The 19,839-nt window shown below is 63.3% G+C and carries 19 protein-coding genes; 14 read left to right on the top strand and 5 right to left on the bottom strand.

Annotated features, from left to right (window positions below; translation table 11 throughout):
• Positions 1-67: 67 nt before the first annotated feature.
• Positions 68-388 carry a YnfA family protein gene (locus B0G75_RS05810; RefSeq protein ID WP_106301652.1) on the bottom strand — a complete coding sequence of 107 codons (321 nt, stop codon included), beginning with the start codon at positions 386-388 and terminating at the stop codon, positions 68-70.
• 139 nt (positions 389-527) lie between these two features.
• Here B0G75_RS05810 and B0G75_RS05805 point away from each other — a divergent pair, with 139 nt between their 5' ends.
• Entirely contained in the window at positions 528-701 is a 174-nt protein-coding gene (locus B0G75_RS05805; protein WP_106301649.1) for a DUF1289 domain-containing protein, read from the top strand.
• Between the two features lie 71 nt (positions 702-772).
• Here B0G75_RS05805 and B0G75_RS05800 read toward each other — a convergent pair whose 3' ends face one another.
• Positions 773-1,426, bottom strand: a complete 654-nt coding sequence (locus B0G75_RS05800; RefSeq protein ID WP_106301646.1) for a LysE family translocator — start codon at positions 1,424-1,426, stop codon at positions 773-775.
• 154 nt (positions 1,427-1,580) lie between these two features.
• Here B0G75_RS05800 and B0G75_RS05795 point away from each other — a divergent pair, with 154 nt between their 5' ends.
• The 4 genes from B0G75_RS05795 (at position 1,581) to B0G75_RS05780 (ending at position 5,175) form a co-directional block, all read left to right on the top strand.
• Positions 1,581-2,048: an Lrp/AsnC family transcriptional regulator gene (locus B0G75_RS05795; RefSeq protein WP_012426651.1), complete on the top strand. Its 468-nt coding sequence runs from the start codon at positions 1,581-1,583 to the stop codon at positions 2,046-2,048.
• Positions 2,049-2,112: 64 nt separating this feature from the next.
• Complete coding sequence (locus tag B0G75_RS05790; RefSeq protein WP_012426650.1) at positions 2,113-2,346, top strand: hypothetical protein; 234 nt, start codon at positions 2,113-2,115, stop codon at positions 2,344-2,346.
• An 895-nt stretch (positions 2,347-3,241) separates the two neighbouring features.
• A complete protein-coding gene (locus B0G75_RS40525; protein ID WP_181309168.1) occupies positions 3,242-3,397 on the top strand; it encodes a hypothetical protein in 156 nt (51 codons plus the stop codon).
• A 119-nt stretch (positions 3,398-3,516) separates the two neighbouring features.
• Positions 3,517-5,175, top strand: a complete 1,659-nt coding sequence (locus tag B0G75_RS05780; RefSeq protein WP_106301640.1) for an NRAMP family divalent metal transporter — start codon at positions 3,517-3,519, stop codon at positions 5,173-5,175.
• A 60-nt stretch (positions 5,176-5,235) separates the two neighbouring features.
• Here B0G75_RS05780 and B0G75_RS05775 read toward each other — a convergent pair whose 3' ends face one another.
• Positions 5,236-5,712 (bottom strand): OsmC family protein, encoded by a 477-nt coding sequence (locus B0G75_RS05775; protein WP_106301637.1) that lies wholly within the window; start codon positions 5,710-5,712, stop codon positions 5,236-5,238.
• Positions 5,713-5,802: 90 nt separating this feature from the next.
• Complete coding sequence (locus B0G75_RS05770) at positions 5,803-6,141, bottom strand: hypothetical protein (RefSeq protein WP_106301634.1); 339 nt, start codon at positions 6,139-6,141, stop codon at positions 5,803-5,805.
• Between the two features lie 160 nt (positions 6,142-6,301).
• Here B0G75_RS05770 and B0G75_RS05765 point away from each other — a divergent pair, with 160 nt between their 5' ends.
• From B0G75_RS05765 to B0G75_RS05725, 9 genes are all read left to right on the top strand, one after another.
• Positions 6,302-6,946, top strand: coding sequence for an HD domain-containing protein (locus tag B0G75_RS05765; RefSeq protein ID WP_106301631.1), 645 nt, complete (start codon positions 6,302-6,304; stop codon positions 6,944-6,946).
• A gap of 113 nt (positions 6,947-7,059) precedes the next feature.
• The gene (locus B0G75_RS05760) at positions 7,060-7,767 is read left to right on the top strand and encodes a glycine zipper 2TM domain-containing protein (RefSeq protein WP_106301628.1); all 708 of its coding nucleotides are present in this window, start codon (positions 7,060-7,062) and stop codon (positions 7,765-7,767) included.
• Between the two features lie 86 nt (positions 7,768-7,853).
• Positions 7,854-9,860, top strand: a complete 2,007-nt coding sequence (locus tag B0G75_RS05755) for a bifunctional DedA family/phosphatase PAP2 family protein (protein ID WP_106301625.1) — start codon at positions 7,854-7,856, stop codon at positions 9,858-9,860.
• Between the two features lie 395 nt (positions 9,861-10,255).
• The gene (locus B0G75_RS05750; protein WP_106301622.1) at positions 10,256-10,939 is read left to right on the top strand and encodes a response regulator transcription factor; all 684 of its coding nucleotides are present in this window, start codon (positions 10,256-10,258) and stop codon (positions 10,937-10,939) included.
• Positions 10,936-11,931, top strand: a complete 996-nt coding sequence (locus tag B0G75_RS05745) for an alpha/beta fold hydrolase (RefSeq protein ID WP_181309167.1) — start codon at positions 10,936-10,938, stop codon at positions 11,929-11,931. The genes B0G75_RS05750 and B0G75_RS05745 overlap by 4 nt, the downstream gene beginning before the upstream one ends.
• A gap of 282 nt (positions 11,932-12,213) precedes the next feature.
• Positions 12,214-12,399 carry a DUF3563 family protein gene (locus B0G75_RS05740; protein ID WP_106301619.1) on the top strand — a complete coding sequence of 62 codons (186 nt, stop codon included), beginning with the start codon at positions 12,214-12,216 and terminating at the stop codon, positions 12,397-12,399.
• A gap of 395 nt (positions 12,400-12,794) precedes the next feature.
• Complete coding sequence (locus B0G75_RS05735) at positions 12,795-14,021, top strand: hypothetical protein (protein WP_106301616.1); 1,227 nt, start codon at positions 12,795-12,797, stop codon at positions 14,019-14,021.
• Between the two features lie 18 nt (positions 14,022-14,039).
• Positions 14,040-16,595 (top strand): hybrid sensor histidine kinase/response regulator, encoded by a 2,556-nt coding sequence (locus B0G75_RS05730; protein ID WP_106301613.1) that lies wholly within the window; start codon positions 14,040-14,042, stop codon positions 16,593-16,595.
• A gap of 224 nt (positions 16,596-16,819) precedes the next feature.
• Complete coding sequence (locus B0G75_RS05725) at positions 16,820-18,316, top strand: hypothetical protein (protein ID WP_106301610.1); 1,497 nt, start codon at positions 16,820-16,822, stop codon at positions 18,314-18,316.
• A 72-nt stretch (positions 18,317-18,388) separates the two neighbouring features.
• On the opposite strand, the gene B0G75_RS05720 is transcribed toward B0G75_RS05725, so the two are convergent.
• Positions 18,389-19,555, bottom strand: coding sequence for a hybrid sensor histidine kinase/response regulator (locus B0G75_RS05720; protein WP_106301607.1), 1,167 nt, complete (start codon positions 19,553-19,555; stop codon positions 18,389-18,391).
• Positions 19,556-19,839: the final 284 nt, after the last annotated feature.

The raw sequence follows: 19,839 nt of genomic DNA, 5'->3' as shown, positions 1-19,839 counted from the left end.
CGGAGCGGCAATGAGCGCTCAGAAAGAGATATTTTTGGGCGCGTCAAAGATCCGCTCCCCGGCCGGCTCAAACGCGCGGCTGGAACGCGATGATCGCCATGCCGGCCAGCGTGAAGGCCACGCCGGCGGCGTCCCACAGCGTGGGCCGCACCTTGTCGACGCACCATAGCCAGGCAATTGCCACCGCCACATACACACCGCCGTAAGCCGCATAGACGCGGCCGGCGGCGGTGCCGTGCAAGGTCAGCAGCCAGGCGAACAGCGCGAGGCTGAGCGCACCCGGCACCAGCAGCCAGATGGAACCGCCCTCTTTCAGCCAGCGCCACGGCAAGTAGCAGCCGACAATTTCGGCAATGGCGGTCACGACATAGAGCAGAAAAGTTTTCATTGAGCGGGAAAGCGAGTGAATGTGTTGCCACGAATAAGGTATGGCGCTCTATTGGCTTTATTAACACAATCACTTGGCGTGCGGGCATGGCGCATGCGAGAGTCTTCGCACTTACCTTAATTGCCAATTGCCAAACGTCATGAGCATTGCGTCACCCTGCATCGACATCTGCAAGTTCGACAGCAAAACCGGCTTCTGCATCGGCTGCATGCGCACGCGCGACGAATGCAAAAGCTGGAAGAAGATGAAAGACAAGCATCGCCGGAAAATCATCGAGGACCGCTCGCGGCGCGAGCACAAGCTGAGCAAGTAAGCGGCCTTTTCTGCGCGGTCCCGGCCTGGCGGTGTGAAGACGCGCAGCTGACGCGCCGCCTTCAGCCGGAATCAGTCCAGCGAGAGCCGCAACGCAAAGCCGATCAACGCGGCCGAGAAGGTCCAGCGCTGCAGCGTCTGCGCAAGCGGATGCGCGCGCATCCAGCCGGCGATCCGCGCGGCGCCGATCGCGTACATCACGTCGAAACAGGCGCCGATAGCGAGCAGCACCAGACCGAGCTCGACCATCTGCAACGCCACCGGCCCCGCCTCCGGGCGCACGAACTGCGGCAGCAGCACCGAGCAGAACAGCAGCGCTTTCGGGTTCAGCAAGTTGGTCAGCAGGCCTTTGACAAAAGCGGCCCGCAGCGGGCGCGACTCGACGCTTGCCGCAGCATCCGCGTTGGCACCCGCGGCAGCACCGCCGGGCAGCGCAAACACCGGCGAACGAAAAATCTGGATCCCCACCCACGCAAGATAAACCGCGCCGCCATAGCGCACCACTTCGTACAGCCACGGCGCGCTGCGCAGCAGCGCGGCCACGCCGCATGCCGAGAGCGTGACGTGCGTCGCGCGCGCGAGACCGAGGCCGCCGGCAGCCGCGAAGCCGCTGCGCACGCCACGTCCGATACTGGTTTGCAGCACCAGCGCCATGTCCGGTCCAGGCACGGCATAGACGACGAAAAGCGCTGCGATATACACGGCCAGCAGATGTGCGGAAATCATCGAATTCTCCTGTTTTCAAGGCTCTATCTTGCTATCGTCGGCGGAGGGTTTGCTGGCGAATTGCTGAGCGGGAGACCGCACCCGTGGAGGAATGCGCTAATATTGCGGCCCAAGCATAGGCTTTCCTCCAATCCGTCATCAGCATCACCAAGCCATGACAACCGACCTCGATAAAACAGACCGCGCGATCCTCGCCGCGCTGCAGAAAGATGGCCGCATGTCCAACGCGCGGCTGGCCGAAACGGTCGGCCTGAGCGAAACGCCTTGCGCGCGTCGCCTCAAGCGCCTCGAAAACGACGGCTATATCGACCAGTACCGCGCGATGCTGTCGCGCTCTGCGCTCGGCTTCGGCGTGGTCGCCTTCGTCTATGTGCGTTTTGCGGTGCACGACCGGGCGGTGGCGACACGTTTCGAGCGCGAGGTGCAGGCCATCCCACGCATCCTGGCGTGTCACAACGTATCGGGCAGCGCCGATTACATCCTGCAGGTGGTGGCGCGCGACCTCGACGACTACGGCACGTTCATGCGCGACGAGATGCGCAGCCTGCCGGGCGTGACGTCGGTAGAATCGGCGCTGTCGTTGCGCGAAGTGAAGGCCAACGGCGGCCTGCCGCTGTCCTGAACGCTGACGCGGCATAGTCACCCCTTTTAAACGGCGCGAGCCGACAGTTGAATACGGAGTTCTCATGGATCACGAACAGGCGCGAGCCGAAGAAACCGCGGCAATGCAGCGCGTATTGACCGCGACGCAGCGCGTGCAATCGGCGTTCGCGTCGCTGCAATCGCAATTCCCGCCGGCCGGCAGCGGCAAGCCTTCGCAGTTCGCGCTGCAAACATTCGACGCCGCGCTACAGGAACTCGAAGACGCGCAAGCCGCATTCGACGAACTGCTCGGCGATCTGCTCGACGGCAATCGTTGAGACGCCTCGAAGCGTGCTTCGCCGTGTAGCAACGGCGAAGCGCGCCCGAAAATCGACGCCATCGCCCAGGCTCGCTCGCGCGTACTCGCGCGTCACCAAGGCGCGGCCACCGCCTCGCGTTTTCGTCAGCTCGGGCGCCCCGTCGAGCCAAATTGCACATGGACTCGCGGCCGCAATATTCTGCCCAAGCCTCTCTCTACCAGCCGCGAAAAAACACCCTTCATTAACCTTTCTTTCCTGTCTCGATCGAAAGAAAAAACGCCTCGCGCAACCATAACGTGGCCTAACCCACGCCCCAGCGCAGAATATTTGCTTCGTTTAACGAAGCATGTTGACTTCCGCTTGCGGGAGTGCCTAAAATTCGCCGTCTTCACAAACGGGGCCCATGCCTTGGACACCAGCAGTAGTCGACTTTCGAACAGTTTCGCTGCCTGACCGGCCCGACGCCCGCGCTCCCATTTCCTAGCCGCCGTCTTGCCAGCAGGCAGACGGTGCGCGCCGCAGTAACTCTCTCCGTGCACCTTGATTAGCGCCATCCGGCCGCGCCGTGCTTGTGCACGTGCGTTTCACCGAATGGCATCGCGTCGCGAGCTTCCGCTCGCGGCAGCGTTCGCTCGCGCCGTCTCGATTCGTTCGAAACGCGGCGCGCCCGAACGCGTGGACAAACACGTGCGTACTGAACGCCGATAAGGAGCCGCCATGGACAGTGACAGTTATCCCATATGCCGCTTAGTTGCCGTTCAATTGCCGCTCAGTCACGACCGAGCGGACAGGCAAACAATCATTTGCCCAAGGAAAGCAAGTAGACCTGATTCGCCGCGCGCCTGATGCGCCGCGCTCCGTGTCTGCTGGCTTTCCGCAATCCGCGTCAAGCCACACGCCCGGAGAAAAAAACATGTACCTCGCTATCCTCGTACCGACACTGCAGCAAACCCACACCCACGGCGACGCCGCACTCGCCTTGCACGGCATCAAGCCGCATTGGCTCACCGTTGCCTGGCACCGCGTCAGGGCGCTCGCTTTGCGTCCTGTCTCGCGGCCCGCTTCGTAAGCACACACGCCTAGCGCGTCTTCGCGTTTCCGCCCGCAGCGCCGCCCCGTTCGGCCGCGCCCCCGGCGGATCCTGAAGACGCCCCGCTCAATCCAATCAAACCTACTCAGGCGGCTAGCATGTCCACTCCAATCAACGTCTCACCACCCCGCAGCGCCGTTCTCGACGACGCGCACCTCGGCGACATCAAGGGCGCGCTCGGCACCATCGCCCATCACGACACGGGGGCGCGCAACAGCTGGTGGGCCCGCGTGCGCACGCTGCTCGCGATTCTCGGGCCCGGCCTCATCGTGATGGTCGGCGATAACGATGCCGGCGCCTTCGGCACCTACACGCAAGCGGGCCAGAACTACGGCACCACTTTGCTGTGGACCATGCTGCTGCTCGTGCCCGTGCTGTTCGTCAATCAGGAGATGGTGCTGCGTCTTGGCGCGGTGACCGGCGTGGGTCATGCGCGGCTGATCTTCGAGCGCTTCGGCAAGTTCTGGGGCGCCTTCAGCGTCGTGGATCTGTTCATCCTGAACGCATTGACGATCGTGACCGAGTTCATCGGCATTACGTTCGTGCTGCAGTTCTTCGGCATTTCGAAAGTGGCCGGCGTCTGCATCGCCGCGGCGGTGACCATGGCCGCGGTCAGCACGGGCAACTTCCGGCGCTTCGAACGCTTCGCCGTGGTGCTGTGCCTGATGAGCCTGTTGCTCGTGCCCGTGCTGGTGTCGATTCACCCGCCGGTTAGCCAGATGGCGCGCGATTTTTTGCTTCCGGGCTGGCCCGCCCACTCGAAACTCAGCGACGTCATGCTGCTCGTGATCGGTATTGTCGGCACCACCGTTGCGCCGTGGCAGTTGTTCTTCCAGCAAAGCTACATCGTCGATAAACGCATCACGCCGCGCTTCATGAAGTATGAAAAGGCCGACCTCTGGATCGGTATCGTCTTCGTGATGATCGGCGCCGTGGCCATGATCTCGTTCTGCGCGGCGCTCTACGCGGGCAAGGCCGAATCCGGCCATTTCACCGATGCGGGCGGCGTGATCGCCGACCTCGAAAGATATGCCGGCCGCACGCCCGCCGTGCTGTTCGCCGTGGCGCTGCTCGACGCTTGCATCATCGGCGCGGCGGCGGTGTCGTTGTCGACCGCCTACGCGATCGGCGACGTCTTCAAGATTCGCCACTCGCTGCATCGCGGCGTGTCGGATGCGAAGGGCTTCTATCTCGTCTACTTCGGCATCGTGGCGGCCGCGGCGACACTGGTGCTGATTCCGGGCAGCCCGCTCGGCCTTCTGACGGAAGCGGTGCAGACGCTCGCCGGCGTGCTGCTGCCGAGCGCGACCGTGTTTCTGCTGCTGTTGTGCAACGACCGCGCGGTGCTCGGACCGTGGGTGAACTCGAAGAAGCTCAACGTCTTCACAGGCGCGGTGGTCTGGGTGCTCGTCATGCTATCCATCATTCTCACGGCTTCCGTCATGTATCCGGATATCACCGGCGAAGCGATGCTCGAAGTGCTCGCAGGCGGCACGCTGATGGCCGTGGCAGGCTATGCGGCGACCGTCGTGTTCCGCAAGCTGCGGCGGGAATCGGGGACCGCGGCGAATCACGAGAGTGAGCTCAGGTTGTCGAAGGAAACGCGCACGGCCTGGCGCATGCCGCCTCTGGACAATCTGCCGCCCCCGCAACTGACGATGTCCAAGCGAGTCTGGATGGGCGTGCTGCGCGGTTATCTGATCGTGGCGGTCGCGCTGGTGATCGTGAAGGTCGTGCAGATGGCGCTGCTGCATTGAAGCGATAGCGCCGCGCTGCCGCCCGCGCCTTCGGCGGGCGGCGGCCATTCTGTGCGTCGCTCAATCAGCATCCGTTTCGATGACCGGCTCGCAGAGAATCGGAAAATTGACCGAGTTCGCGATATAGCACTTCTCATGCGCCACGTGATGCAAGTGCGCGGCGAGTTCGACATCGCCACCCGCCCGAATCACGACGCGCGGGCGCAGCACGATTTGTGAAAAACGGCCTTGCTTCGGATCGTCGAGCATGGTGCCTTCGGCGTCGTCGCGATACGTGGTCACCGTGATGCCGGCGTCCGCGCATAGATGCAGATACCAGAGTTTGTGGCAGGCGCTGGCCGAGGCGACCAGCAGATCTTCGGGATTCCAGCGGTTGGCGTCGCCGAGAAAGGCCGCGTCCGATGAACCCGGAATCTCGGGCTTGCTGCCCGCCGCTATCACATGATCGCGCCCGTAATCGCGATAACCGGAAGTGCCGCTTCCGCGATTGCCGGTCCATTGCACCGTTACCTTGTATTTGTGCTCGCCGTACGCCATGCCAATCTCCTTGCTGTCGAATCGGATCTGCTTGCCGAGGCGTGCATTTTATCCGCGGCGTTCACGCGATGGACGCGTCTGGCTTGCTGACTAATTCCGCGGCGCCGCCATCCCCTTGCCGGCGAAATTCGGCACGCGCGGGTCTGGGTTCGCGTTCAGACTCGTGCCGTTCGCCCGCATGGTGTTGAGTGCGGGACCGGCCCTTAGGCCGCCCACCGTTCCCGCGCCCGGCGACATCGGGCTCATGCCGGCGGCCGTTCCAGGGCCCGTTCCCGCTGTAGCGCCCGCGTTGTTGCTCATACCCGAAGGCGCGCCATTGACGGCAGCCGCACCGGTGGCCCCCCGCTGCGTGACCGACTGCCCATTCGCTATGGCGACGGCACCGATCATCAGTGCCGACGCCACGATACTGCCCCTTACGATCTTCATAGCCCACTCCGTTGCACCGTCGAATTGCGCGACCGCGAGGTCCGAGTTGCCGGCCGCTCAAATAGTAAGACGACCCCCGGCCCGCTTCGTTCGCCGCCGCCGAACCAAAGCTCGACGAACGATGCGCGATAATCGACGGCTTTCTTCACAGACCGCACCGATGACCCAAGCCGCTTTCGCCCCCTTTCAAGATCTAGCCCGCACCCTCCTGCCGCACGCTTACGACGACAACGGCGACGGTTCGCACGACACCTCGCATCTGCAACGCGTCTGGAAAAACGCCGCGGCCATTCAGGCGCAGGAAGGCGGCGACGCGCAGGTCCTGTTCGCCGCCACGCTGCTGCACGATTGCGTCGCGGTCGAAAAGAATTCGCCGCTGCGCGCACAGGCGTCGCGACTGTCGGCGGAAAAAGCGGCACTCGTGCTGACCGCGCTCGGCTGGACGCAAGCGCAGGTCGAGGCCACGGCGCACGCAATCGAGGCACACAGTTTTTCTGCCAACGTCACGCCCATCACGACCGAAGCGAAAACGCTGCAGGACGCCGACCGGCTCGACGCGCTCGGCATGCTGGGCGTCGCGCGCTGCTTCTACGTCGCCGGACGCATGGGCCGCGCCTTGTACGATCCGGCCGATCCGCACGCAACCCAGCGTCCGTTGGATGACGCGCGCTACACGCTCGATCATTTCCGCACCAAGCTGCTGAAACTATCCGCGGGTTTTCAAACGACGACCGGCGCACGACTGGCCAGCATCCGCCACGACCGTCTGCAACGTTTCCTCGACGAATTCAGCGACGAAATCTGAACGTGTAACCGCCCGCGCGAAGTCGTACAAATCCTTACAAAGCAGCACGCGCCCCGTGTGCACCGGGCGGACTTTCGCGGCGTTATTGCATGCATCTACCCGCGGAGTCCGCCATGAACACAAACCTCACTTCCAGCCAACCGCAACGCAACCGTATTCATCCGCTGGTCGCCGGCGCGGCTGTCGCCGTCATCCTGGCGAGCGCAACCGGCATCGCCGCGATGACCGGTCTGCTGCCGGTTTCGCATGCCGTCACCGAACCCGCGATGCCGGTTACGGCAACGGCGGCGCCGGCGGTTACGGCAACGGCGGCGCCGGTCGCGGCACCGCAACCGGCTCCGGTTCAGCAGACGGCGCAGCAAGCCGCTCCTGCCCGGCCGCCGGTTCATCATCCGCACCACGCAACCCCGGCGGCCGCGCCGAACTACGCAAACAATCAGGGTTACCAGGCACCTTATGAAGCCGCGACGCCGCGGCCGGTCGCCGCCGACCCGTACGCGGGCGAAGTCGTCGCCATCAATACGGTGCAGGCTCCTGAGCCGACCACGGGGCTCGGCGCGCTGGGCGGAGCGGTGGCGGGCGGGCTGGTCGGCAATCAGATCGGCGGCGGCCGCGGCAAGATTCTCACGACGATTGCGGGCGCCGTCGGCGGCGGCCTTGCCGGTAACGGCATCGAGCACGCGGTGCGCAAGCAGACCACCTACCAGGTCCAGGTCCGCATGCAGGACGGCAGCTACCGCAACTTCAGCTACCCGACTCAACCGGCCGTGCAGATCGGCGAACGCGTTCACGTGTCCGGCGATTCGCTTAGCGCTTCGTGAACCTGCGGCCGGCGTCCAAAAAGGAATAAGACTGCTCCCTCGCGCGTTATGATCAATCGTTACGCCAGAACGGCTGATCGCGCACGATGGAGCACGCCTACATCCACCTATTGCACCAGTTAGCCGGCCATCCCGGCTGGACGCTCACGGTCATCTTCCTGGCGGCCTTTCTGGAGTCCCTCGCCGTCGTCGGCACTTTCGTTCCGGGCAGCACCGCCATGTTCCTCGCCGGCGCGCTGATCGGCACGGGTTCGCTGAGCCTCGGCTGGGCACTCGTGTGGGCGATCGCGGGCGCCATCGCCGGCGACGGCATGAGCTTCTGGATCGGCAGCCGCTACAAGGACCGGATCGTCCAGTTCTGGCCGTTCCGCAAACATCCCGAGGTGCTCGAGGCAGGCCACCGCTTCTTCCGCAAACATGGCGCGAAGAGCGTCGTGCTGGCGCGCTTCATCGGCCCCTTGCGGGCGATCGTGCCAGTGGTTGCGGGCATGCTGGGCATGTCGCCGCTGCGCTTTTACGCGATGAACGTGCTGTCGGCGCTGATCTGGGCGCCTGCCCATATCCTGCCGGGCATGATCTTCGGCGCCTCGGTGCTGCTGGCCGGCGCGGTGTCGTTCCGGCTCGTCGTGATCATCGCGCTGCTGGTGGGCATCATCTGGCTAAGTTTTCGCGCCGCGCGTTTTCTGCTCTCGCATGCCAATGCGTGGTCGAGCGCGGCGGGTCAGCAACTGGGAAGTTGGGCCTGCCGGCATCCAGGGCCATTCGGCCGTTTCGCGCGCAAGATGCTCGACCCCAATACACCGGACGCCGGCGGCCTCTTGCTGACGTCGCTGGTGGTACTCGTGTCGGGCGCGCTGTTTTTCGGCGTGCTCGACGACGTCGCCAGCGGCGATCCGCTGACGCGGGTGGACGCCTCCGTCTATCACTTCCTGCAATCGGTGCGCACGCCCTGGAGCGATACCGTTCTCGCCGGTCTCTCGACGCTCGGCAGCAGCTTCACACTCGCGGCGCTGGTCGTGACGGTCACGGTGTGGATGCTGCTGGAGCGGCGCTGGCGCACCGTCGGCTACTGGCTCGCGGCGGTGGTGTTTTCCCAATTGCTGATCTACGTGCTGCAGTTCGCGATGCGCCGCGCGCCGCCCAACACGTCGATGATCGGCGCCTATGTGTTTCCGAGCAATCACGTCGCCGCAACCGTCATCGTGTACGGTTTCCTGGCATTTCTGCTGGCGCGCCGGGTCGGCAGACTGGAAGGGGTGCTGGTCGCGGCCGCGAGTGCGATCGTCGTGATCCTGGTTGCGCTCGCGGGGCTGTACTTCGGCAGGTACTGGGTGTCCGACGCGATCGGCGGCGCCGCGCTCGCGTACATCTGGGTGGCGATCGTTGCGTTGACAGCGATGTGGCGGCACCCGGAGGCGCCGCCCGAACGCGCGTTCATGCCCGTCGTGGTGCTGGTGGTCGTGCTGGTCAGCGTGGGCGTGCAGGTCGGCTTCAACATGCCCACGCCGCCGCCGGACAGCGCATTGCGCCCGCCTCCCGTGCTGGTCTCGCAATCGCAGTGGACGCTCTCCGTGTGGAAGCGCCTGCCGTGCTATCGCTCGGACATGGGCGGCGACCGCAAGGAGCCGCTCACTCTGCAGTGGGTCTCGAACCTCGATTCGATCCGCGGACAGTTGCGCGCCCAAGGCTGGGTGGAAGGCACGGACGTCTCGGCGCACAGCCTGCTCTCGTTGGCCTCGCCCAATGTTTCGGCGGTGTCGCTGCCGGTCTTGCCGAAGCTCAACAACGGCGTGCCGTCCTCCGTGGTCTTCATGCGTCCGGGCGACACGCGCGACGAACGCGACGTGCTGCGGTTCTGGCCCAGCGGTTACGCGGTGGGCAACGGCACGTCCGTCACGCCGCTGTGGGTCGGCGCTTTCGCGCACGAACGGCTGTCCCGTGCTTCGTGGCCGATCAATATTCTGCGGGTCGACAGGGAGATGACGTCGTTCGACGCGCACGAGAAATCGAGCGCGGGCCTGGGCGCGGCGCTCGTCGCCCGCGTCAGTTGCCGTGGCGTGCCGGTGTCGTTGCTCGCCTCGCCGACGGAGTGAGCGCGTTCGCTGCTCCAGCGAAGAAATCCTACTGCGCTCAATCAGTTATGTCGCTTGGCCAGGAGTTGTCCACAGGGATGTGAACAATTTCTGTGGATAAGGTGGGCACACACGACGGGCTCTCGGCTCGATCCGCCCCATGTGCCAGCGGGTGGGCGGCACGCCACAAGTTCCGGCCACCCAGCGCTTCGCGCGCAGCTAAGTTCCCGAATCGTTCCGCGTCCACGCTTGCGTCGGCACGCACAAGACTTCTCATCCGTTCGACCAGATCGGCACGCCGGATCATGCCGCCGCGCGTGCGTCGGTTATCATTCAAACGCTCGCTTAGCGTAGTCCGGCCACGCGCCCGCGATCCGCGAGTCAAGCGCAACCCGACTGTTGCCGACAGGACGATCATGAGAATTCTCCTCGTTGAAGACGACCTGCAGATTGGTCAAAGTCTGCTGCGCGCCCTCAAGGACGCCGACTATAGCGTCGACTGGGTGAGGGACGGCGTCGCCGGGCGCGACGCGATGGCCAATGCCGAATACACCGTCGTGCTGCTCGATCTGGGCTTGCCCGGCGTGAGCGGCATCGAGTTGCTGAAGTCGTCGCGCGCGGCCGGCAACGCGGTCCCGGTGCTGATCCTGACCGCCCGCGACGATCTCGATTCGCGCGTGCACGGCCTCGATGTCGGCGCCGACGACTACCTGCTCAAACCTTTCGATGTCCCCGAACTGCTCGCGCGCATCCGCGCCGTACTACGGCGCAAAGCGGGCTACGCATCGTCGCGTCTCGGCGACGAATCGTTCAGCCTCGATCTCGACAAGCGCACGCTGACCTGCAACGGCGCAACGACCGTGCTGTCCGCACGCGAATTCGCGCTGATGCTCGCGTTTCTCGAACGGCCCGGCACGATCCTGTCGCGCGAACAGATCGAGGACCGTTTGTACGGCTGGGGCAAAGAGGTGGAAAGCAACGCGGTGGACGTGCTGATTCATTCGGTGCGCAAGAAATTTGGACTCTCGGTGATTCGCAATGTGCGCGGGCTCGGCTGGACCGTCATGCTCGGCGAAGCCGGCAAGGGACCGGCGTCATGACGCGCCTGCGGGCTCTCATCGGAACGGGTTCACTGGTCGCGCTAGTTGCGCTGGCCGGCGCCACGCAGCCCGCGCCCGTCGAAGCGAAAACTGTCCACTACGCGACCGAGAAGGCCTGCCCTGTCGTTGCCGATCGCCCGGACCATAAGCAGTCGATTCGCGAGCAGATCGCGCATACGGTGAACGGCGACATCGCGTACTACCGTTTCGGCCACGGCACGCCGATCGTGCTGCAAACCGGTTTTCGCGCGACGCTCGCCGAATGGGATGTGGCCTTTCTGACCGATCTCGCCAGACGCCACGAAGTGATCGTCTTCGACAACCGCGGCATCGGCCGCTCGGAGCCGGCGGCGTCGAGCTTCACGGCGCGGGACATGACGCTCGACGCGGCCGCGCTGATCGACACACTGCGGCTCTCCGACGTCACGTTCGTCGGCTGGTCGATGGGCGGCGCCATTGCCCAGCAACTCGCGCTCGATGCGCCGCTCGCCGTGCGGCGCATCGTTCTCATGAGCGCGCCCGCGCCGGGATCGCTCGGCGTGCCGGTGACGCCCGACGTCGAAGCCACCCTGTCCGGCAAAGCGGGCACCACCTTCATGGACGTCATGCGGGTCCTGTTTCCGCCCAACGCAGTGGACGCCGCGCAGCGGTGCTTCCGTCAGAATATGTTCCGGCCGGCTGGCTATCAATCGTCCGCCATTTCCGCGACGGTGACCGAAGGCCAGTCCGCGCTGCTGCACGATTGGGCCAATAACGAGGCCGCAGTAGTCGCGCTGAAAAACGTGCGCCTCGCCACCCTGATCCTGACGGGCGCCGACGATCAGGTCTTGCCCAAGCAGAACTCGGAAGCGCTCGCCGGACAGATTCCGCACGCGCAACTGCTCGTCGTGCGTTCGGCGGGCCACGCGATGATGTATCAGTATCCGCACGCGCTGGCCGCCGCGATCAACACGTTCATCGCGACGTCGCGCCCGCCCGGCAACGCCGAATAAATCCCCCAGCCTCGGCCAGCGCCGCGCGCGCTTCCGGCACGAACGGCGAAAAGCATTGCCACGCGTGCGGCATCGCATGCCATTGCGCGAACTCCACGGCATCGCCCGCTCGTTGCAGCCGCGTACCAGTCCGGAATTCGCGCGCGGTCGAGGTGTGATTCGCCGGTTTCGAGCGCTCATTTCCGGCTCATTCTTCGCGCCTAAGCTTCATTCCATCGACGGGCAACGCCAGCTCACGCAGCCGGATCGGAACGCTCGTCGCAACACGGAGTGGAGAAAATCATGTTCACTGAACTTGCGAAGAAACTGAGCGCCTTGCTGATCACCACCGAGGACCACGAACGCGAGGCCTATCTGGCGTCGTCGGTCGATCTGGTCGATCTTGAACACCGCATCGACGTGGTCGAAACGCATGCGGATCCGGCACGCTGGTATGGAGCCAGCACGCCGCATGAAGGGAGGATGTGAAGCACGTCTTGCCGCCCACGCTTTAACGCGCGCTTCACTCAAACGTGTCCACGAGGTGCGGACCGACTGGCTCAGCCTCAAGCCATTGGGTCCGCCATAGCCGAAACACAGCGGCTCGCCGGTAGCCATTCACGTTCAAACGCTCGTTCGTACGGCCGCCTAAAATTTTCCATCAGAAAGATTTCGCCCTCACCGGCCCGGTTGGTCAACACGTCTTCACGTTGGAAAAATCTACCGGACCCGCTCGCCGAAGATGTCCATTCTAGGCAATGCGAAGCAACAGACGCGCACACCGCATCAGTTTTCTCTAGAGTTGAAGGGTCGACCATCCAACACGCCAGTCGACTTTGTCGCGCTGACTGTCCAACGCGAGTTTCAATCAAAGGGAAAATCAAATGAGAACTTCTGTTCACCACGAAGTAAAGACCTATTCCGACGAGCAACTCGGGGTTCGTCAACTTCAAACGGGCGCCTTAAAACTTAAACACACCATCACCCCGGACGAGATCCGGGATAACCTGCCGGCCGGTCAAGGCGGCGTCGGGTTTTTATTTCACGCTACCGACTGGGAAACACTTTCGTTTTCATTTCACAATGTGAAGCATCGAAATGCGTCATTCGAAGAAGAGCTTTGGAACACCAAGCCTTTCATTGCCTCACCGATCTATTCCGGCTCCCAGATCATCGGCGCCAATATTGCCTGTCCGGTGCCGCTCGAAATGTGGCTCGGCAGCCCGCGCGGCATCAAGCGATTCCGCGAGACGCAATTCTTCCCGGCCCTGGAGCTGGCAAGACAGGCCGGCCTGAACATGGTCGCGATGGGCGCCTCCACGCCTTACGCCTGCAACTACGGAGCACTGCCGCGCGATACCAAACCGCCGCATATCACCACGGGCCACGCCGCCACCGCCGCGATGCTGAAAGACTGGGCCATGCACTGCTGCAATGAGCTCGATCTCGAATTCGGCAAGACCAAGCTTGCTCTATTCGGCGCGGCCGGCCGGCTCGGCACGACGGTGGCCAAATACGCGCTCTATAAAGATGCACCGCGCGAGCTTGTTCTGATCGATCTGCCGGACAAGGTGAAGCTGCTCACGGAGCAAGCTAGGGAGTTGATGGCATCGGACCTGCTCGGTAAAACGCGGGTCTCCGTGCACACCTTCAGCCCGAACACGCCGTTGCCGGATTTCGACGGCGCGATTCTGGCGAGCAGCACCAGCGTGCCCTACCTCACCGCGGCCGATCTCAAGCGTGCGCAGTTCTGGATCGACGACTCCCATCCGCGGGCGGCGAGCGTCGAGGCTGAACTCGCGTCACGCGGTCATACGCTATATATTGAGTGCTTCGCGCGTGGCCTTGCCGGACTCGACACCGCGTTCCCGTTCCGGCTGCCGACCACACGCGACTGCTATACCTGTTTCGCCGAAGGCTACTCCGCCTGGCAGGAAGGCATTGCGTCCGACTTCATCATCGGCAGCCCGCCCGTGTGGTCCGTCTCGTACACGCACAGCCTGCTGAAGAAGTACGGCTTCGCGGTCGGCCCTTTCCACGGGAAAGACGGTTCGCCGATCGAGCTGGCGGATGCGCAACTTCGCGGCAAGCAAGAATTGATGGGCTCGTAAAACGTCACTGGAGGCCTGATGTTAATGCCGCGCGAGAGCATGCGGGACGTGCTGGAACGAAGCCGGTTTGCAATACGATGGGGCGGCGCACTGGGCCTCCTGTGCCACCCCATCTACTACGTAGTCTGGACCTATGTCCTGCCACAGCCTTACGACAATCTCTTCCTTCGGCTCAGCGCGGCGCTCGTCTGCATTCCATTGATTTTCCAGGCACGCTGGCCAAAGCGGTTCAATCATTACCTGCTGATCTATTGGCATTGCTGCCTGATCTACGTCCTGCCATTCGTTTGCACATTCCTCGCGATCAGAAATTCATTCTCCACCATGTGGATGATGACCGAGGTCATGATGATCTTCATCATGGCGCTGTGCATCGACAATCCGCTTTTGCTGATGGGATGCATCGGCATTGGCGTTTTTTCCGGAGCGCTTGCCGCGGTAATCAGTTCGCCGGTGCCGATCGTCGTGACCGCGGCCGATCAGTCGAATCTCGCCTTGCTGCCGGTCGTCGTCCTGTGCAGCATGGCGTTCAGCCATGCGATCAGTAAAGGGAGAATCTTCGTCGAAAAGAACCGCGCGTTGCAGGCTCTCGCCGGTTCGATCGCGCATGAAATGCGCAACCCTCTCAGCCAGTTGCGCTATGTGCTGGATCGCGTGGAAGAAGCCCTGCCCGCCACGATGGGACCCAACCGCCCGCTCGCACTCACTCACGACAAACGCGACCGGCACGGCGGGAACGAGAGCGCTGCGGGGCTGTATCGTCATCTCGCCCAGGGGCAGTTGTCGATCGAGCGCGGCTTGCGCATCATTGCCATGACGCTGGACGAGGTCAGCGCCAAACCCATTCGCCCGGACTACCTCACATATCTGAGCGCGACGGGCACCACGCGTAAGGCGCTGGAAGAATACGGCTTCGCCGACGAAAAGGAACGCGGCAAGGTCAGGCTGGTGGTGCGGGAAGACTTTACCTTCAAGGTCGACGAAACCGTCTATCTGTTCACGCTGTTCAATCTGATCAAGAACGCGCTGCATCACATCGCCACGCACCCGGCGGCCACGCTCACACTGACAATCGAACAGCAGTCGGTCATGGTTCGGGACACGGGGCCCGGCATCGCGCCCGAGATGGTGTCGCATCTGTTCGAGCCCTTCCGTACCGCGGGCACTTCGGGCGGCACGGGACTCGGACTCGCTTACTGCCAGCGCGCGATGCGCGCTTTCGGCGGTAGCATCAGCTGCCGCTCGGAAGTCGGCAAGTTCACGGAATTCACGCTGCGATTTCCCGTCGTCCCGAAGAGCGAAATCGTGGACCACGAGCGGCGGATTTTTGAACGCGCCACGCCGGTGTTCAAAGACAGGCGCATTCTCGTCGTGGACGACGACGGCGCCCAGCGCGCGCGCGCCTGTCGTGCATTGTCGAAAGTGGGCGCGCACGTGAGCGAAGCGGAAAATGGCGCGCTTGCATTGACCGTGCTCCGCGAGTCGGCCCCGTATGACCTCGTGTTGATGGACATCAACATGCCGGTTCTGGACGGCTACACGGCCGCCGAGAGAATTCGCGCCGGTCACGACCATCCAGGCTGGAATGTCCTGATTGCCGCCTATACCGCCGAGCCCGGAAGCGTGGTGCGCGTGCTCGCCCGGCGTGCCGGCATGGACGGAATCATCAGCAAATCCTGCAGCGTGATCGAATTGATCACGACGCTGCAGGCGCTCTTCGAAAACGGCAACCGCCACCATCTGAGCCAGAAATCCGATGCGTTCTCCGGCAAGTCGATCCTCGTCGCGGACGACGACACTTACAGCCGGCTCGTGGCCAAAGCCTATCTGGAGCGATGCGGCGCGAGCGTCGTCGAGGCCGAGCACGGGCAGGCCGTGCTCGCACATCTGCAGGCGGACGGCGTGATCGACGCTATCGTCATGGACATGAATATGCCGGGTATGGGCGGCCTGGAAACGACCGCGTCGATTCGCGCGCGCGCCGACTCGTATGCCACCGTGCCGATCATCGCGCTGACCAGCCAGTCCGATATCAAGGCCGTGCAGACCTGTCTCGCCGTGGGCATGAACGAAGTCATGATTAAACCGGTGCAAGCCGGGTCGCTCTACGCGTGCCTTGCGCGGCAGTTTGCACAGCAACGCGGCTCGAGCGTGCCGATAGAAGCCGAACTATCGTCGACGCCGGCCGGCAAGCTGCCCATCGTGACGGAAAGCGAACTGCTCGACGAAAAACACCTTGAAGAGCTTGCGTCGCTCGATCTGCTCGACGAATCGTTCCTCAAAGGCATCGAGCAGATTCGCCAGCTGGTGACGCGGCTTGCGACCAGCGTCGCGGCCGGCGACCTCGCATCGACGCACGGCGCGTTGCATGTCCTGCTTGGCGTGAGCGGCAATATCGGCGCGAGGGCGCTGCATCAGTTCGCGCGGCAAATCTATCCGCGCGTGGTGGAAGGCCAATGGCCGGTGGAAACCGATTGGCTTGCGCGCATCGGCATCCTGAGCGAGCGCTCGACCGATGCGTTGCAGACGTATTTCGTTACGGCGAGAGCAAGCCACGAACAGCGGGATTTCTGAGCGACCAACGGCTCTCGAAAGCGGACCCCGGAATGAGTCAGGAGTGAACCGGTGGTCATGCAAGCGGAAGCGACCAGAAAGCAATCAGAAGGTGATGGCCGGCTTCACTGATTGCACCGCAACGCGAGCGAAAACGCTAACGCCATGCGAGGAAAACTGTATAGTTAATCGAACCCGGGGACGGCCCGATCGCCGTCACGACGGAGACCGGAACGGGGCACAACATGAGCATCAGAATCGCGTTGCTGGCGTGCATTCTCACGCTGTTCGGTTGCGGCGGGGGAAACGGCTCGTTGACGACTTATACGGTCTCGGGCACGGTCGATCACCTCTTGTCGCCCGGGTTGACGCTGACCAATGGCGCCACGACCATCGCAGTCACGGCGGGCGCCACCCACTTTGCGTTCCCGGATCAACTGACCAACGGCGCCGCCTATCGGATTTCAGTGGCGAGTCAGCCTGGCGGCGAGAACTGCGTGATCAGCCAGGGCGCCGGCACCGTGGCGGGCGCCAACGTCGGCAACATCGACGTCGCGTGCAACACGGTGATTTCCAGTCCCACCGCGGTCGGCATCTACCCGGTCGCCACGGCGCCGGATGGTTACTCGCGCGCTTATGTACCCGTGACAATGGTGGGCAACAACCCGGTGTCGATCAACGCGACACTCGACACCGTTTCGGCCGGCGTCGTACTGAATGCGTTCGATGTCGTTCCGCCGTCTATGGTGAACATCAACGGCTTCGATTTCCCAGCCGGTCAAAGCACGATCACATACAACGGCATCACGGTCACGAACAACGTGATGACGACATATCTGAATGTCCAGGGCGCGGGCATCAACTTTGGATTGGGAACACTCTTCGGCGCCTCCAGCACGAACGGCCCTTTGATCAGGGCAACCGGCAATCTGGCTTACGCGCAGGTGACTTTCGGTTCTGCCGGAGATGTGACCACGGCGGTACTTCCGATCCTGCTGGTGTACCAGGTATCGACCAGCGCCAACGGCACGGCGCTCCCGTCGACGGTCGCATCGAATGTGTTCGGTGTCGGCGGGACCTATACGCCCATCGGCACCCTGACTGGCGCCTTCGTCTATCCGGGCACCTGCGCCACGCCGCCGGGTTCGTCGAACGCATGTGACCTGCTCAGCCCGTTACGTTCGGTGTCGTTCGCTTCGAACGTCGATCCCGGCTTTCTGCTGGCGCCGCTCAGCTTGCAAAACTGTCAGATCGGCACGCCGGGCAGTTGCACCGCAGTACCGTCGCTGACAGTCGGCGTGAGCGACGCTGCCACTCAGGCGCTAGGGTTCGCCAACGGATGGACCGCAGGCACGGCCTGCGCTCCGCTAACCTTGACTTACGTACCGCCGGCATCGTACGGATGCAGTTCCTACGTTTTCCAGGTCACCACGTTCGTAGACAACTTTGGCGCTGGGACAGCCGCGCTGCTGGACACCGCCAGTTCGGGCATGACGCTTGGGTCCGCCAACGCCGGAGCCTTTCCATCGACGGTCGCGGCCGGCAGCCAGGTCACCATCCAGGTTGGAATCGCTATCCACGGCAATACCGCCGATACGTACGTCTATCAATTCACCGCCGGGAGCGGCGACTATGCGACGACAATTTTGCCCACCAGCTGGATCACCGACGTTGGCATCGGCTTCTTCACGACGCATCGGTTTTATATGGACTACAAGACAGGTACAGCAGGATGGGTGTGAGGTTCCGAGTCGGGCCAGGAGTTACGCATGGCGCAGCAATGGCCCTCCTGTGATGAATGACCTCCGCGAACCTCATCTCAAAGCCGCCTGACTAGCGGACGGCTCCTCGTCATCCGCGCTGTGCATGCGGCTATTGAAACCCGGAAAGCCCATGATCACCGTAGTCCCCGCGCCGACCGTGGATTCGACCCGCAGGCATCCGCCGAACGATTGCATGATGCGGTTGCAAAAGATCATGCCCATGCCGTGGCCGCCGGCGCCCGCGTATGTGGTGACCGGATCCTGCAGCAGACGCGCCTTGACCTCCGGCGCGATCCCCGGGCCATTGTCATGGATGCGGATCTCGGGCTCAGGAAACGCCACCACTTCGAGCCGCAAAACGGGCGCGCTGCCGCCGTCGAGCGCGCGCAGCGCGTTGGACAACAGCGAAGACAGCACGAGCGCCACGCAATTGGGCATCGCGTGCACGACGAAATCCCCTTCCACGTCGACCTTCACCCAATCGCGCTGTGACGCGACAAACGGATAGGTGTCGAGCAGCGTGGCGATCAGGCGCGTCGCCCTGACCGCGCGCGTGCCGCCGCCAGAGGCGGACTTCTGGCCGCCGCTCTTGTGCACGGTCGCCCAGAACGACGAGATCAGCGTCAGGCAATACTGCGCGTTGTTCAACATGGACTTCGCCGCGAGGCCGATCTCCCGCTGACGCTCGGGATCGTATTGCTCGGCCACGTCGTTCTCGACGGAGCGCGCGAATAGCGAGATCGTGGCCAGCGGCGTGTTCAGTTCGTGAGCGAGGAAGGCGAGCGTCTCGTCCATGGCGAGCAGCCGCTGCTGACGCGTTTCCCGTTCGGTGTAACGCGCGGTTGCGAGGTGCAGCACCTCGCGCACCATGTCCGTTCGCAGCGGCTTTTCGATAATGCGGAACACGTCGCCGGTATTGACCGTTTGCAGCAGCATGTCCTTGTCGGCATAAGCGGTCACGAGAATACGCACGATCTGCGGATACTCGCGCGCCACCTCGCGCAGCAGATCGTCGCCGTCGCGGCCAGGCATGCGGAAGTCCGTCACCAGCACGGCAATCTCGGAGGCGTGCCTGGCTAGCACCGTTATCGCCTCATCGGCGCTTTGTGCGACATACACTTTGTAATCGGCACTCATCGCGCGCGCGAAGTGATTGCGCGACATCTCGTCGTCGTCGACGAAGAGAATGGAAAACGGCGGCTGCATAGGGTCACTCATCGCATTCCCAGGCGGATGGCGGCGGCTCGACATTGAACGAAGCCCGCGTTGCGGATGATAAAAATGGCTTGCCGCGCGGCAAGCAGTGGATCGTTTTGGCGTTTGGAAGTATAGGGTATCGCGTCTCTCGAAAAATGGGGAATCACCGCACAGCCTTATCCAATATGCATGAGCGCAAACCAGCCCGGCTCGCTGCGTACAGCGGCACGGTGCTTGCGAGCGGACAGAGCCGGACTGATCCACTGTCGCCTGCGCCGCGGGGTCGCACAGCATGGACGCCGACA

Origin of the sequence: Paraburkholderia sp. BL18I3N2 (genome assembly GCF_003001875.1) — a bacterium.
Classification (GTDB): domain Bacteria; phylum Pseudomonadota; class Gammaproteobacteria; order Burkholderiales; family Burkholderiaceae; genus Paraburkholderia; species Paraburkholderia phytofirmans.
Note: the sequence above shows the minus strand (reverse complement) of the source record. Positions and strands in the feature narration are given on the sequence as shown.

Bases quoted from the DNA above. Each gene is read 5' to 3' on its own strand.
- B0G75_RS05775 (WP_106301637.1), bottom strand. From the start codon at position 5,712: ATGGCGTACGGCGAGCACAAATACAAGGTAACGGTGCAATGGACCGGC.
- B0G75_RS05780 (WP_106301640.1), top strand. From the start codon at position 3,517: ATGTCCACTCCAATCAACGTCTCACCACCCCGCAGCGCCGTTCTCGAC.
- B0G75_RS05800 (WP_106301646.1), bottom strand. From the start codon at position 1,426: ATGATTTCCGCACATCTGCTGGCCGTGTATATCGCAGCGCTTTTCGTC.
- B0G75_RS05805 (WP_106301649.1), top strand. From the start codon at position 528: ATGAGCATTGCGTCACCCTGCATCGACATCTGCAAGTTCGACAGCAAA.
- B0G75_RS05735 (WP_106301616.1), top strand. From the start codon at position 12,795: ATGAGAACTTCTGTTCACCACGAAGTAAAGACCTATTCCGACGAGCAA.
- B0G75_RS05755 (WP_106301625.1), top strand. From the start codon at position 7,854: ATGGAGCACGCCTACATCCACCTATTGCACCAGTTAGCCGGCCATCCC.
- B0G75_RS05795 (WP_012426651.1), top strand. From the start codon at position 1,581: ATGACAACCGACCTCGATAAAACAGACCGCGCGATCCTCGCCGCGCTG.
- B0G75_RS05730 (WP_106301613.1), top strand. From the start codon at position 14,040: ATGTTAATGCCGCGCGAGAGCATGCGGGACGTGCTGGAACGAAGCCGG.
- B0G75_RS05750 (WP_106301622.1), top strand. From the start codon at position 10,256: ATGAGAATTCTCCTCGTTGAAGACGACCTGCAGATTGGTCAAAGTCTG.
- B0G75_RS05740 (WP_106301619.1), top strand. From the start codon at position 12,214: ATGTTCACTGAACTTGCGAAGAAACTGAGCGCCTTGCTGATCACCACC.
- B0G75_RS40525 (WP_181309168.1), top strand. From the start codon at position 3,242: ATGTACCTCGCTATCCTCGTACCGACACTGCAGCAAACCCACACCCAC.
- B0G75_RS05790 (WP_012426650.1), top strand. From the start codon at position 2,113: ATGGATCACGAACAGGCGCGAGCCGAAGAAACCGCGGCAATGCAGCGC.
- B0G75_RS05760 (WP_106301628.1), top strand. From the start codon at position 7,060: ATGAACACAAACCTCACTTCCAGCCAACCGCAACGCAACCGTATTCAT.
- B0G75_RS05810 (WP_106301652.1), bottom strand. From the start codon at position 388: ATGAAAACTTTTCTGCTCTATGTCGTGACCGCCATTGCCGAAATTGTC.
- B0G75_RS05725 (WP_106301610.1), top strand. From the start codon at position 16,820: ATGAGCATCAGAATCGCGTTGCTGGCGTGCATTCTCACGCTGTTCGGT.
- B0G75_RS05765 (WP_106301631.1), top strand. From the start codon at position 6,302: ATGACCCAAGCCGCTTTCGCCCCCTTTCAAGATCTAGCCCGCACCCTC.
- B0G75_RS05720 (WP_106301607.1), bottom strand. From the start codon at position 19,555: ATGAGTGACCCTATGCAGCCGCCGTTTTCCATTCTCTTCGTCGACGAC.
- B0G75_RS05770 (WP_106301634.1), bottom strand. From the start codon at position 6,141: ATGAAGATCGTAAGGGGCAGTATCGTGGCGTCGGCACTGATGATCGGT.
- B0G75_RS05745 (WP_181309167.1), top strand. From the start codon at position 10,936: ATGACGCGCCTGCGGGCTCTCATCGGAACGGGTTCACTGGTCGCGCTA.